This window comes from Candidatus Thermoplasmatota archaeon, from assembly GCA_038884455.1.
Lineage (GTDB): Archaea > Thermoplasmatota > E2 > DHVEG-1 > DHVEG-1 > JAWABU01.
Window position 1 is genome coordinate 1 of record JAWABU010000043.1, and the last position, 14,397, is coordinate 14,397.

A 14,397-nucleotide genomic window follows, 5' to 3' on the forward strand; every position below is an offset into this window, starting at 1 on the left:
TTCTTGATAATTTTTCATAGGTCAGCATCTCTACATCCCATCCGATGTAGAAGATATATGCTAGGGGTTAAAAATTGCTATTTCGCAAGAGGTCTAATAATTTTAGCATAATTGTTCCTTTTTCATACCCTCAAGTTTTTTCCATTGCGTAACGTTCCGAGAAATACCAATAGTGCCAATGATTTGTCCTTTCTCATTATATCGAGGAACTTTTGTAACTGAAAACCATCGTTCTAAACCATCTGAACCAGTTATATGTTCAATTTTATCGATAATTGCATGACCTGTCTTTAAAACATAGTTATCATCGTCAAAGGCTTTCTGAGCCTCTGCATGCGGAAGAAAATCAAAATCAGTTTTTCCAATCATCTCATCGGGAGTAACATTCCAATGACTCGCTTTTGTTTTATTGACCAGAATAAAACGGTTTTGCTCATCTTTAAAATAGATCGAATCAGGAATCGTATCCATAAGTTCCTGTAAAAGATTATGTTCTTTGCGTATTTTTTCTTCGGCTTCTTGTAAATCTGTAATATCTCGAGATATACCCATAATGCCAATGATTTTACCATTTTTATTGAATCGTGGTATTTTGGTAACTGAAACCCAACGGTTGATACCATCGCTATGGGTAATTTTTTCAATTTTGTTGATTAGTGCTTGACCTGTTTGCATAATATGAATTTCGTCTTGTTGAATTTTTTCTGCTTGTTCTGTGGGCAGGAAATCAAAATCGGTTTTTCCAATCATCTCTGCAGGCGTAACTTTGGAATGGAGCGCTTTTGCTCGATTCACAGCTATAAAACGAAGTTGTTCGTCTTTAAAGTAGATTGAATCAGGTATGTTATCCATTAAGATTGATAGAAGTTCATGATGATGCTCCAATGCTCGCTCTGTTTCTTTATGTTTTGTAATATCTGATATGATCTCAGTTGATCCAAGGATCTGTCCGTTGGCATCTCGTAATACATTAACTGATAGATCAACATCTACTAGCCGTCGGTCTTTTCTGAGAATTTTTGTTTCAATTCGGCGTTTAGCACCTTGTTTTTGCAGGTATTCAGTATGAATATGTTCCCATTCATCTAAAGGATATAATGACTCGACTTTACGCATGAATAAATCGGTATAATTCATCCCAAGGATATCTTCGACAAGCTTGTTCCATGAGACAATCCGTCCTTGTTCATCGGTCAGTAGAATTGCTACTGACGAGTTTTCGAAAACCGCTCGATATCGTTGTTCTGATTTCATGAGTTCTTCTTTTGCTTTTTCAAGTGCAGTTATATCTCGTGAAATTCCCATAGTTCCAATAATATCACCATCGATGTTGTATCGAGGTATTTTTGTCACAGAAACCCACCGATCTGATCCATCAGGATATGATAATTTTTCAATTTTATTAATAATAGGCTGACCGGTTTGCAAGATCTTCAGGTCGTCTTGTTGAATTTTTTCTGCTTGTTCTTTGGGTAGGAAATCAAAATCAGTTTTTCCAATCATCTGATCTGGAGTGACTGACGAATGCATAGCTTTTGCTTTGTTAACGAGAATAAAACGATTTTGATTGTCTTTGAAGTAAACAGAATCAGGAATATTGTCCATAAGTGTTAATAAAAGTTCATGTTCACGGATTCGACGACGTTCAAATTCATTTCTCGAGGTTATATCACGAGCAATAAGAACAAAATTATCAACTTCATTATTTTTTTTCACTAAGAAAAAAGAACTAAATTCAACATCGAGAATTTCATTATGGCGATTTTTCATCTGGGAGGTGTAACTTCGTGCGGTTTTCTCGGATAACAATTGTTCAAATTGATTCACAACGACAGGTAATGATTGCGGTGTTAGGAAATCCATACTGAATAAATTTTTATTAATCAATTCTTCTTTAGAATAATCGAGCATCTCACACATTTTTGTATTCACATCAAGGATGTCTCCACGAGCATCAAGCACAAGAATTCCATCAGTCGTAAATTCAAATAATCCATGGTATTTTTTTTCACTCTCTCGCAATCGCCGTTCTGCATTCCTCCGTTCAGTGATATCCCAAATCAGGACAAACATTGCTGGTTTGTTTTCCAGTCGAAATAATGAAATGCTAATCTCAGTCGGGATAAAACTGCCATCTTTGGTTACTACCTCTACTTCAAAATTGTTGCCTCCACGTGCGGCTATTTCATCTTTGAATTGAATCCAGTCTGTTTCCTTTGGTAATAAGTCACGAAGAGATAAACGAAGGAGTTCATTCCATTGGTACCCAAAAAGTTCACAAGATTTTTGATTTGCCTCAAGAATTTGACCATCAAACGTGGTAAGAAATGCAGCTGCATTTACCTGTTCGAATAAGGTTTTATAGCGCCCGTCAGATGTTGTTGTATCAAGTATGGTAGTCTTCTCGTAAGGACTAACATCACTATATTTTTGCATATCCCACCACACATCTCTTTTAGTGTTTAAGCAACAATATAAATGCACTGTGTGGTATTTAAACGTGTATGGTTATTGTATCAAAAATTTGATGTTCTTTTTCTGTTGTTCACATGAAATTGATGGGTGAAAAAAATGGTGTATCAGCCAGATCATGGTCTGAGCATGAGACGTCATGGTTCTGATCAATCCATAACTTGGTTTCTCTGTTATGACAAAATATGGAATAAGTTGATCAAATGCATGAACATCAACAGTTGCTCCTGCGTGAATTTCACCTATGATATCAGTGTATACTTGTGCTGCAATTTTTTCAGCTGGAACTTTTTTTTCACCGAGAACTGAAGCGCCAAGAATCCTTTGTTGTTCATTGCGTGTCCACAGCGTTATTCCTGTTCCAGGTGATGCTGCTATGGTCTTTTCGATTGTGATGGAGGCATGGAGAGAATCTTTAAGGGATAACCGAAGAAGCATGTGTTTTATTCGTGTTCCAATATGATCGGGCAATTGAGCACTATGTATGTTTCCAGAGATGCTGGTGATCTGATGCTCTGAACATGTTTGATATGCTTTGAGTTTTTGGATTGGATAGAGTGTTATTTCAGCTTCTCCTCGACCAATTGGATAATAGCCACGTCTGAATAGTTTTGCGTCAAGAGAAATACCTATTGTTTTGAGGTGTTGGAGAAAAACTTCTGTGAAATAATCCCAGGATGGTGACCACGGGACGTCAGTGCCACCGATAAGTCGAATTGTTATCGGTTGTGTTGTATGAAGACATGCAAGGATACACGCTTGGAACACAAGGGTAATACTTCCAGCAGTACCGACATCAAACGCATATGTTCCTGGCTCTACTGATCCGGGAACAAATGTTATTTTTGAGGATCCGAGTGTTACACCAGTTGTTTTCGCATGACAAAGGCGGGTAAGCAGAGATACAGCTGCGAGATGTTGTGGCTGTAACCCTGATTTTGGTCGATGAGCACGAATATTAACAATCTCGACAGGCGTTTGAGTCAGTACTGCTAACGCAGTACCATATCGAACGATCTGCCCTCCCCCTTCACCATAGGAACCATCGATACGAATCATAGTTTTGAACCATATGTCCCAAGCATTTCATGTAAAAAGTGTAATGCTTTAATACAGGTCAGCTGCTTATTTTCGATTCGATCACCTGAAAAGCAGTATCGTCGAACCTGTGTACTTTGTTCTGATGAAAGACCGATAAACACAAGTCCTACTGGTTTTTCTTTGGTTGCTCCAGTTGGTCCAGCAATTCCCGTGGTTGAAAGACCGATATCTGTATGCGCTAATTTTCGTATACCTATTGCCATAGCCTCTGCGGTTTCTTTGCTAACAGCACCATACGTGTTCAGAATCTCTGGGGGTACGTTGAGTAATTCAATTTTTGATTGATTGCTATAACACACAACACCGCGTTCAAAATAGTTTGAGCTACCAGAGATATTGGTGAGGTAATGAGCAAGCAAACCACCAGAACACGATTCAGCTGTCGCAATCGTTATATGTCTATTTATTAATTCACCCGAGACTTTATTAAGAAGTTCTGTATCTAGCATCGGCAAACACCGGGTTGACATCATTTCAACATTATATAAATGATGTTCTCATCTGAAAGGTTAAAATAGGGAAATCATAATGCCCGACCAATACACTCACTCGAAAGCCCCGTAGTGTAGCGGTCAATCATATTTAGCCTCTTTGGCTAATGACAGAGGTTCGAATCCTCTCGGGGCTACTACTCATACAAAGAAAATTGACCGTTTGCTCCTGTGGTGTAGTCCGGCCAATCATTTCGCCCTTTCGAGGCGACGACTCGGGTTCAAATCCCGACAGGAGCATTCTTTTTTCAAAATGTTTGGTAATAGTTACTGAACTATAAAAAATTCAAGAGCAAGAACTCCAAGACAGCCACCTAGTGTAATCGGTGTTATAACAAGTCCATAGGTAAGGAATTCTTTGAATGATAATCGTACTTCTTTTTCACGTAGAATACTCATCCACATAAGACCAGCCAATGCACCGATGGGTGTAATATTGGCACCAAGATTTGATCCAATCGTTGTCGCAAGAACTGCTGCGAACTGGTGCATCTCTGGGACAATCCCGGTTATCGGTACGAAAGCAACAGTCATAGGTATGTTGTTAATGATATTTGCAGAAAAGGCAGAAGAAAAACCATAAACAAAGATATGATTCGTTGTTGAAGTACCGGCAAGATCCGAGAAAAAAATACCGATGTCTGTTGTTACCCCATAGATTCGAAGTGCTTCAACGATGATGAATAAACTTAACACAAACGGAACGATACTAAAGGGTATTTTTTTAACAGTTGTAGTTAACTCTCCCATACGTTCTTTGATATGGTGGTGCATCATCGATAGCGAGTCACGAACGATAAGAATTAGAAAAAGCAGTAGTGCGAAAAAAATTGATACCTGCCACATGTCAAGATCAAAATATGGCGCTATGCTTAATGCGACTATACAGGAAATCAGAATGATAAGACCAAGTACCGCTCCGGTTTTATCGGTAATCGCTGCAGACGGTTTATGGGTTTTTTCAAGATATTGGATTGGCTGATTAATTTTTTTTCGAAATAAAAGATATAAAAGGCCCATATTTAAAAAACCTGCAGTTAGTGCCGGTACAAACATCCAAAAGAAGTAGGTATCAAAGCGGAGATGATATGCAGAAGCAAGGACGATATTAGTTGGATTTCCAATATACAACATCATACTCCAGGTGTTCGCTGCGAAAAACTCTGCAACAAGATACGGTTTTGGATCAATTCCTGCATTTTTTGAAAAATAATATATAAAAGGGGTAAAGGTAAGAATAATGATATCGTTTGAAGTGAAAATGGTGAGTATTGAAATGGTCGCATAAAATGAGAAGAACATACGTTTTCCATTTGCTCCAGAAAATTGAAGCGCAAGACGAGCGCAGTATTCAAAAAAACCAGTAATGTCAAGATAAATGCTGATGAAAACCATGGAGAGAAAAAGAATAAGAATTCCAAAGGGGTTAAGCTTTCCATTTCCCTGTAAGCCTCCAATGATCTGATCATAATTCAGAATACCAAAAACAATGATGAGGAGTGGCCCAAGTAATACTCCGATGAAATAGGTTTCAATTCGTATTTTTCGTATACCCAGTCTAATGTACAGAAAAGGCCGACGAAATATTAGATAAATCATCAAAATTGTTGATATGAGAAAAATTATGCTGATGGTGAGTTTCCCATCCATAGGATATGGTATATCACATGAAATATTTTAATTTTTCAACCAGTTTTTCAACGATGTGGTTCCTGCGAAAGAGGTAAACTATTAGTAGAGTTAATTCTATTCATTGTTGAGGGATTGGATGACTAATCATAATAAAAAGACGATATTGGTTGTTGATGATAACAAAGATATTCTCGAACTTATTAAGAATGGATTAGAACACCTAAATATGCTGTATGAGGTGACAGCTGTTTCAAATGGAAAAGAATGTTTGAATCTTCTTCAAAGTCGTTATCGCCCCGATATTATTTTTTTAGATATCATGATGCCTGAAATGAATGGATGGGAAGTATTTACAAAAATTAAAGAACAAAGCTCCTGGAATTCAATTCCTATTATTTTTATTTCTGCACGAGCAGATCCTTTTAGTAAAGGTTTTGGTCGAATTCCTGCTGTTGATTTTATTGAGAAACCATTCAGTATCAATGATTTGAAACGACTCATTGATAAATATGTATCTGTGTAAGTATGCCAACGAAAGAAAATGCTGAAATATTAAAAAGAATTCTCAAAACATTAATTGAAAAAATTGGAAGGAGAACATCGGAAGGTTTTGCAGTTATCATCCTCGAAACAGTGTTAAAACACCTCCAAGAAAAATATCCTTTTATTGCTTATGTATCAGTTGAGAAAAAATTGTATTCTGAAGGATTTGACGCAGTAAAAATTCAACCGGAGATCAATCAAATTCCGTCGCATGATTTTTTTCTTTTTGTAAAAGAATTGATCGAAATGACAGTTCTCTATCTTGAAAAAAACGCTGATTTTTATTTTATTAAGGAGTTTAGAGAGTCTATAAGTGATATTGCTGATACTGATTTTGCAGAATTTGGTATTAATTTAAATTTTATGCAACATGAATATATTGTTGAGCGGAAAGAAGAATTAAAAATAAAAAAGCATGAGATTCTTGAACATGTTATCAAAGCGTTAATAAATATTATTAATCGTGTTTATCCCGAACAAGAAGCACTTCAGACGATGATTTCGATTCTTCAGAAGAATCAACAAAAATTTGATTTTTTACAAGCGGTAACTATTGGACAAACACCAGATTATGAAGGATTTTATACAATTCAAGTAGGTCCCGACGTTAATGGTGTTCGATCTGCTATGTTTATCGATGCGGTAACAACGCTTATTGAAGGAGTATGTCGGACAATTCGATGGAAGGATGATGTTTCTTTTGTTGATATGTTAACAATTGAGCTTGGTGACGAGCACGTTTTGAATCTCAAAAATCTGGGGTTGAATTTTAAACATATTGAAACGCTGATTGTTCGTATGGAATTTGAAGTAATAATCAAAAAAACATTTGCAACCATTGTCGAAATTCTCCGAAATCAATATTCTGTTGACTTTATCTATAATGCATTGCTGAAACTTCAGGAAAAACTTGCAGCAGAACATGAGTTGTTTTCGTATATTTCAATCAATCCGACATTTGTTGTCAAAGAAGCTGATGCTATCGTTGTTAAACCTGACGTAAACATGCTTGAGCCGTATAAAGTTGGAAGAGCACTACGAGATATGATAAAGTATACCTGCCTTTGGTATTTGAAAGGAGATTTTAGTTTTATCGAAGAGTTTAAACAAAAATTAGGTGAAGAGTATCTGTATGAAATTGAACAGATCGGCGTGAATCTTCATTTCCTTGAGTTGAAATTTGCGACAAAACCTTGAAATTTTTGTCTTATTCATATCGCACTGCTTCGATAGGACTCATTCGTGCTGCTTTCCAAGCTGGGTACAAACTTGAAAAAATGCCAACACAGAGTGAAACAAACACGCTGAGAAGAACTGCAGGAATAGTAATAACTGGTGAGAGGCTGGTAGATCCTGACATTGACATAAAAAAATTACTGAGGATAAAGGTTAGTCCTTGGGCGCCAAAAATACCAAGAATGATCCCAAAGATTCCTCCGATGCTACTTAAGAGCATACCTTCGATAATAAACAGCGTCATGATATCTTTATTTGTTGCTCCGATTGCTTTCATGATACCGATTTCACGAGTTCGCTCCATAACTGAAGTCAACATCGTATTCATAATGCCAATTGAAGCGACAACCAGTGCAATTGAGGCAATCGCGACAAGAACCAGTTGAACGATACCGATTATTCGTTGAACTGTTTCAAGAATTGATGTCATTGTAGTTGCTGATGCGAAATCTTTTTCCCCATGATTTCCGTTAATTACTTGTTCAATTTGAAGAGCAATCGTTTCTGCATCTTGAACATTTTCAACACGGACATAAATCATACTGATATTTTTTTGTCCTGTGAGTTTTTGAAAATCACGAGTGGTGAGTAACACAAGATTGTCTGATGAGATACCGCCCATTCCTTGTTTAGAGAAGATTCCTGAGACGATAAATTTTTGACTATTCAGTGATATTCGACCTCCTAGCGGGATGTCTGAATCAAAGGCTGTATGAGCTATGCCATACCCTATCATGATTTTATTTTGATCTCCTTCATTGAGAAAATCACCGGATTCAAGTTTTGTATCTGCGTATTGGAGACGAATCACCTCAACGTCCATTCCAGTTACTCCCACCAGCGTTGTTTCACCATTATATTCAGCAAGAGCAGTACTAGAAAGCATAGAACTGATGTCTTTAACTCCTTGGATACGGCGGATGCTATCGACATCCCGCTGGGTAAAAAATTCGGTTATTTGCGTTGAACCAAATGATGATGAATAAATATCTCCTCCAGTTGTTATGATAATAACATCAGATAACGTTGAGAGTTCTCCGACGATTGCCTGTTGCATCCCTTCACCAAGAGCCATTAAGGAAATAATTGCCATAATACCAATGGAGATTCCAAGTAAAGTTAAAATGGAACGAGATAACCGATGCTGCAGATTTTTTACTGCTAATTTAACATGATCTGTGACCATGGCTCCTCACGTACAACACCGTCTTGAATTTTTAAAACACGTTTTGCCCGTTTTGCTATGTCCAGATTATGAGTAACCACAATAATCGTTTCACCACGGGTATTCACTTCTTCTAAAATCCGCATAATATTTTCACCTGATTTTGAATCAACGTTCCCGGTCGGCTCATCAGCAAGAACAATTGATGGTTTGTTCGCAAGTGCTCGGGCAATAGCAACGCGTTGTTGCTCACCACCGCTCATCTCCGCAGGTTTATGATATAATCGTTTTGAGAGACCTACTAGTTCTAAAAGCTGTTTAGCTCGGATATACCTATTTTGTGATTCAACACCAGCAAAACTCATAGCCAATTCTACATTTTCCAATGCGTTCAACGTTGGGATGAGGTTATATTTTTGAAAAATAAAACCGATTTTCTCCTGTCGTATACGCGCAAGTTGATTTTCATTTAATAATGAAACGTCTTGATTCTCGATAAAAATTTTTCCGCTGGTTGGCTTGTCAAGGCACCCGAGGAGATTCATGAGTGTTGATTTTCCAGACCCTGATGGTCCAATGATTGCAATATAATCACCGCGTTGTATGTGGAGATTAGTTTCATGTAATGCATAGACTTGAAGTGGAGGTCGACCATAAATCTTTGTGATATTTTCAGTGACAATAACATTTGTACTCATGCTGTTTTCCGCCGTTTTTTCCACCGAACAAACAAAAGAATTAAGATAACGAATACAACAATTGTTATGATAAACGTGGTGAGACATAGTACCAAGGATGGGGGTTCAGCTATTCCTTGGGACGCGCTCGAACTACCTTGAGATTGATATGTTGTACCGATTCCTCTGATCACTTCAAATGTTTTACTTATCTTCGGTGTTTCATAATAGTCATTTCCTTGTTTGTACGAGACCATAAAACTAATTGTTTGATTTCCATACTCAACATTGGTAGTGAAAATATCAAATGCTGCTGAGAACACGTCATCAGGATCCATAGCTCCGATAAAGTACTGCGATGGAACAACAATGGCATCACATATTGGTGTAATCAGAACACCGGTTATCTTTTCTGTTTTTGCATTATACACTTCTAAACGTATTTTTGCTGAACTGCCTTTCGTAATACTCACGGGATAACTTGTAATAATCGGTGCGATATCGAAGGTTTCAACAACAGTAAAAGAAATATTCGTCGTGCTGACGTGAAGATTCTGGCCGTTTTTAAATGTCACTTGAAACAGAATATTTTTTTGCCCTGATTTGGTTGGAGTAATTGAAAAGGTAATAGTCTTTGACGTATATGCATCCATATCACCAAGATATATCTTCTCAGGAGTTACTCTGATATCAGATTGCAGTTTTGGAGAAACGGTAACTCCGTACACAGTTGCCGGTCGATGATTGACAATTGTAAACGACAGCTGGGTATTTCCGCTCTGTGATACAATCGTAGGAACTGAAGCTGGAAGAATTTCTACAGTAGTGTTAGACACGAGAATAGGGATTGGGTAGCTTACATCGGTATACGTTTCAACATCGACGCGGACTGTTGGAAAATAGTATCCTTCAGGCATTTCTGGATCTACACTGAGGGGAAAACTAAGAGGAACACTTACACCGGGAGCGAGAGTACCAACATCTTCATAGTTCAAATTCGATTTGATTTCTCGATGTTTACTTTTTGCAGGGACAATCCAAACATTATTCACAACCCCGCCGATAGTTGATGTTGTCGTCACCGAATCACTAGTTGTCGTTCTTGTTGCCGTGAGTTCAGCGTTTTTGATCATCACGGTTAGGATTCCTGAATCGCCCGGCATAAATACTTCAGGATACAACGTGTAGTCAGAGACGATAAGTGACGGACTTGCAACAGCATTTTGTGGTATGATACTGAACAAGAGAAAAGTTAAAATAATTAATATTTTTTGTTTCATTGAATGCCTCCTCGTCATTTTTAGGGTGTATCCCGTCGACTATTACATAAGGTTTTTGTTTGGTTTTTGTTTGGCATCGTTTTGATTTTTCGAACAATTAGATGTTGAAAAAATATTCAGACGCACCAAGAAAAAAGGATGTACTGACATTTTTTAAAAAGAAGGATTTTTTTATCAGAGACATTTGGTCGAAAAAAAAAGAAGGAAGATTTCGATTAATCACACAGATTGATGTCTGCCCAACCAAAAAGTTCAATAGTCATCCATTGTATACTTGCAGTCTGAGAGTCGGTATCAACCGTATAAAGTCCGGTTATTCTTTTTGGTTCTTCATTTGGAAGAAGTATTTTACCATTAAAAAATCCTTTTTTGAAGATACCAAGTATTTTTCCAGTCGTACTGTTGTCATAGGTTGAAAACTCTGCTTTTAAAATTCCTACTCTATGCTTTTTTCCGATGACACCTGAAATCGTTCCCCTTGGTTCAAGATCATTTAAATACCCCCAGGTTCCTTCGACTACCTTTGGTTTAATTTGCATGCTTTTGCTCTCATAGCGGTATCTATTCTGTTCTAATTCTTGAGTATTGATGAGTAGTTCGAGGTCATCTAGTTCACGTGCATCGTCATTCAAAGCTATTGGAGATAGCGGTATACCGCATTTTTTTCCTTGTGGTATTGAAGTAGCAGTCGAGAGAGCATTACTTTTCACCCAGGATTCTTTTTGTGCTGTTACAACAGCGAAAACGCCGAGAGATACCAGCATACACATTATTACGGTTGCCCATACTTTTTTCATCATTTTTCTTTCACCTTACTATCGTATATGTCGGTATAACTTTATGTTGTTTTACCAAAATGTATTCCGAAACAGTCCCAAATGAGACCCAAATCTTTTCTTACTCCATGCTGAGGTATAAGAGGATCGTAAGTGCGAGTAATTCAAAGAGATTTGGAAGAGTTCCTGAGAGGCGGATTGATTCTCCAAGTGCTGCGTGTAGAATTGGGAGCGAGAGGATGGTCTGTATAAGAAGTACACTGATAAAGAGGAGTAAGCCGAGCATAAAACTAGAATACGTTTTTTGAAATGTGTCAACATACATGATGAGTAATCCTAGGAGCAGTGAAATATTCATACAGATAATAATAGTATTAAGTGCATACCATTTTGCAAGGATTTGAGTTGTTCGCTCCTCGAAATTTTTTCCTCTTTGTTTAGCATATTCAAAACTGATGCTTGACAGTATCAAACCGATAAGAAGGCCGATGAGGAGGAGTATCAGTATATAGGTTATTGCTTTTGTTTTTGGAGTTAACGTTTTTGTATAGGGTATATCGATCATGGGTGTTCATCCTCATTTTTTTCTTTAGTTATCTTTTTTTTCCCAATTTGATCCCAAATTTCTGTAAAAAAACAGTGGTGTTCTTCCATGAGATCCGAGGGAAAATAGACTTTGCCGTACTCACGTCCCGTTGATGTTAATATCTTGTTTTTTTCGAGAATGTCGAGGTGGTGTCGCACGGTCTTATAATCAAGATTCAGGATTTTTGCGAGTTCATGAGCATTATGTGGTGTTTTGAAAAGCTCTTCAAGAAGTCTTCCTCTGTTGATTCCTCCAGCTGAACCTGCAAGAAGCCACCACAGAAGACGTTTTACAGCATGCATACTTTGACCATTTGTCCAACTGCCATGTCGTTGATTCTTTTTAAATATTATGAGTCTCTGAAAGGACCGTTAGCAAAAACCAGCATAACTATATACATCTATATAGTTCATTGAGTATATATAGATAATTTTTATATCTATTGAGAAGCTATTAATTTCTCTAGATACTACGAGATCCTATGAATAAATCATTAAGAAAAGAAGAGGTAGTCACTATTCAACAGGTTCATGATATGAAAGATGAGGCTAGTTTTGAATCATCTGTTAACCATAAAAAAAGTGGTATGGAGACAAGAAAGGTTCAGATTACCGGTAAATCTACATATATTATTTCGTTGCCAAAAACGTGGGTAAACAAGGTAAAAATACGCAACGGGAATAGTGTTGCTTTAATTCCTCGTTCTAATGGAACGCTTCTCATTAATCCAAAACTTGATGACACGCAGGAGCTTATCAGCTGTGTGATCAATATTGATTCAACAGATATGGAAACTTTATTTCGGCGTTTTATTGGTGCTTATCTTGCCGGGTACGATATTATTGAGATTACCAGCAAGGATCGTTTGTCGTCACAGGTTCGCCAGTCGATTCGTCGGATGATCCAAAGTCTCATCGGTCTGGAGATCATTGATGAATCCTCAAACTCAATCAAAGTTAAAGATCTGCTCGATTCCAGTGATCTTTCCCTACTCCAAGGTTTAAAACGAATGTATGTCATCACGCGGAGTATGCATCGTGATGCAATAACTGCGTTGCAGAATCGTGATTTAGAACTCATCGAGGATGTTGAAGTACGCGATGATGAGGTTGATAAGTTTTATTGGATGATTGCAAAGCAGTATAACTTAGTGTTAAATGATATGTTTTTTGCTGATAAGATGGGTGTAAAACCTCAAGATGTACTAGGCTATCTTTTGATTGCTCGTTCGATTGAGCGAATTGCGGATCATGCAAAAAAATTGGCAAGTAACGCTCGAAATATTCATGTGAAACTTGATCTTATGCCTCGGATTGTCGAAGCAAGTGAAATGGTGTTAAAACAGTTTGATGAGGCGATGAATGCGTTTCAGCGAAATAAGTTTGAATACGCTAATGATATTTTAAATAAATCTGAACATCTCGCTAAGAATATCAAACAGCTTACTAGTGATATTTTTTCGCTAAAGATTGATGCTGCGTCTTTGGTTGCATTGGCGTATGTTGTTGATAGTCTGGAGCGAACGCGGGCGTATATTCTTGATATTGCTGAAACAGCAATCAACCACCAATATACGATGATGCTTCCATAACATCACAGAATATGTTTGTGTTCAGCTTGTATTGCACCATGACATCAAGTATCTATATATATCTATTGAGAAGACAATTGCATGTATATTGTATATGGATTAATCTTATCTATTATTGGTTCTATGTCTTCCTTGGGATTAAGTTAACTCTACACCCATCCTAAACTCTGAGATGAAATAGCCGTTGTATCTCAAGAGGGGGCTTAAGGTAGTGGGGAGTTGCCGGAAGCTTTCACTGCCCATCTTTGCCAAGCCCCATTTTTTTCTTCTACGTTGGTTGATGATTGTGAGAGTCATCTCCAGATTGTCCATACGTGTTGTGCTTCTCCAGCATTCTTTTCAAATATTTGTACCAAGTATAAAACGCATAGGTTAAGATGCAAATGCCGAGGAGTAGCAGGGTGAGCCAGTCGAAGTAGAAATCAAGTGTTTGTGGTGTCGGTGCTGGGTAGTATGAGTCTGGGTGGAAGAGTCCTTGGTACATCATACGAGTTCCATGACCGATCATGATTGCTCCCGCCATGAGAAATAGAAGACTTCTCAAGTATAAATGCTTGATTGTTCTTTTCTGGTAGGAGGTCATCTTTCCACCTGTTTCGTGTCCATTGTTAACTATAAACATTCGTTCTATTTAAATGTTTCGTGGAAAATAATCTTTTTTTGTTGAGTGTTGCTTTTTATCAAAAAATAAATACGTATACGTTTTTTCAAAAAAATGAGTAGACCTTTTGCGTAATTGTAAAACAAGAATAACTACTCTCTTTTAACCTCCCGATTTACTATTTTTTACTCTGGTTGTATGGTAAAATTCACTAGACCACAGACGATAGACGTCATACGATCGTAT

14 protein-coding genes and 2 tRNA genes are annotated in these 14,397 nt (G+C 37.5%); 5 read left to right on the forward strand and 11 right to left on the reverse strand.

Features of this window, described 5'->3' with window-relative positions; genetic code table 11:
* Positions 1-102: 102 nt before the first annotated feature.
* From QXL17_07345 to QXL17_07355, 3 genes are all read right to left on the reverse strand, one after another.
* Positions 103-2,436, reverse strand: coding sequence for a PAS domain S-box protein (locus tag QXL17_07345; protein ID MEM4258946.1), 2,334 nt, complete (start codon positions 2,434-2,436; stop codon positions 103-105).
* 72 nt (positions 2,437-2,508) lie between these two features.
* Positions 2,509-3,531, reverse strand: a complete 1,023-nt coding sequence (gene rtcA, locus QXL17_07350) for an RNA 3'-terminal phosphate cyclase (GenBank protein ID MEM4258947.1) — start codon at positions 3,529-3,531, stop codon at positions 2,509-2,511.
* Positions 3,528-4,022, reverse strand: coding sequence for a CinA family protein (locus tag QXL17_07355; protein ID MEM4258948.1), 495 nt, complete (start codon positions 4,020-4,022; stop codon positions 3,528-3,530). Before QXL17_07355 ends, rtcA begins: the two co-directional genes overlap by 4 nt.
* Before the next feature lie 105 nt (positions 4,023-4,127).
* Here QXL17_07355 and QXL17_07360 point away from each other — a divergent pair.
* Positions 4,128-4,201, forward strand: a tRNA-Lys gene (locus tag QXL17_07360).
* 28 nt (positions 4,202-4,229) lie between these two features.
* Positions 4,230-4,304: transfer RNA gene (locus QXL17_07365), tRNA-Glu, on the forward strand.
* 27 nt (positions 4,305-4,331) lie between these two features.
* Here the strand turns inward: QXL17_07365 and QXL17_07370 are convergent.
* Positions 4,332-5,714 carry an ArsB/NhaD family transporter gene (locus QXL17_07370; protein ID MEM4258949.1) on the reverse strand — a complete coding sequence of 461 codons (1,383 nt, stop codon included), beginning with the start codon at positions 5,712-5,714 and terminating at the stop codon, positions 4,332-4,334.
* Positions 5,715-5,832: 118 nt separating this feature from the next.
* Here QXL17_07370 and QXL17_07375 point away from each other — a divergent pair, with 118 nt between their 5' ends.
* Entirely contained in the window at positions 5,833-6,219 is a 387-nt protein-coding gene (locus tag QXL17_07375; protein ID MEM4258950.1) for a response regulator, read from the forward strand.
* 2 nt (positions 6,220-6,221) lie between these two features.
* Positions 6,222-7,436: a hypothetical protein gene (locus QXL17_07380; protein MEM4258951.1), complete on the forward strand. Its 1,215-nt coding sequence runs from the start codon at positions 6,222-6,224 to the stop codon at positions 7,434-7,436.
* Between the two features lie 10 nt (positions 7,437-7,446).
* On the opposite strand, the gene QXL17_07385 is transcribed toward QXL17_07380, so the two are convergent.
* From QXL17_07385 to QXL17_07410, 6 genes are all read right to left on the reverse strand, one after another.
* Complete coding sequence (locus QXL17_07385; protein MEM4258952.1) at positions 7,447-8,661, reverse strand: ABC transporter permease; 1,215 nt, start codon at positions 8,659-8,661, stop codon at positions 7,447-7,449.
* Complete coding sequence (locus QXL17_07390; protein ID MEM4258953.1) at positions 8,637-9,338, reverse strand: ABC transporter ATP-binding protein; 702 nt, start codon at positions 9,336-9,338, stop codon at positions 8,637-8,639. The genes QXL17_07385 and QXL17_07390 overlap by 25 nt, the downstream gene beginning before the upstream one ends.
* Positions 9,335-10,597, reverse strand: coding sequence for a hypothetical protein (locus QXL17_07395; protein MEM4258954.1), 1,263 nt, complete (start codon positions 10,595-10,597; stop codon positions 9,335-9,337). Before QXL17_07395 ends, QXL17_07390 begins: the two co-directional genes overlap by 4 nt.
* Positions 10,598-10,812: 215 nt before the next feature.
* A complete protein-coding gene (locus tag QXL17_07400) occupies positions 10,813-11,397 on the reverse strand; it encodes a hypothetical protein (protein MEM4258955.1) in 585 nt (194 codons plus the stop codon).
* 97 nt (positions 11,398-11,494) lie between these two features.
* Positions 11,495-11,938: a hypothetical protein gene (locus QXL17_07405; protein ID MEM4258956.1), complete on the reverse strand. Its 444-nt coding sequence runs from the start codon at positions 11,936-11,938 to the stop codon at positions 11,495-11,497.
* A complete protein-coding gene (locus QXL17_07410; protein ID MEM4258957.1) occupies positions 11,935-12,261 on the reverse strand; it encodes a winged helix-turn-helix domain-containing protein in 327 nt (108 codons plus the stop codon). The genes QXL17_07405 and QXL17_07410 overlap by 4 nt, the downstream gene beginning before the upstream one ends.
* Before the next feature lie 179 nt (positions 12,262-12,440).
* Here QXL17_07410 and QXL17_07415 point away from each other — a divergent pair, with 179 nt between their 5' ends.
* On the forward strand, positions 12,441-13,550 hold the full coding sequence (locus QXL17_07415; protein MEM4258958.1) for a phosphate uptake regulator PhoU: 1,110 nt from the start codon (positions 12,441-12,443) through the stop codon (positions 13,548-13,550).
* 268 nt (positions 13,551-13,818) lie between these two features.
* Here QXL17_07415 and QXL17_07420 read toward each other — a convergent pair whose 3' ends face one another.
* A complete protein-coding gene (locus QXL17_07420; protein ID MEM4258959.1) occupies positions 13,819-14,133 on the reverse strand; it encodes a hypothetical protein in 315 nt (104 codons plus the stop codon).
* Between the last annotated feature and the right edge of the window lie 264 nt (positions 14,134-14,397).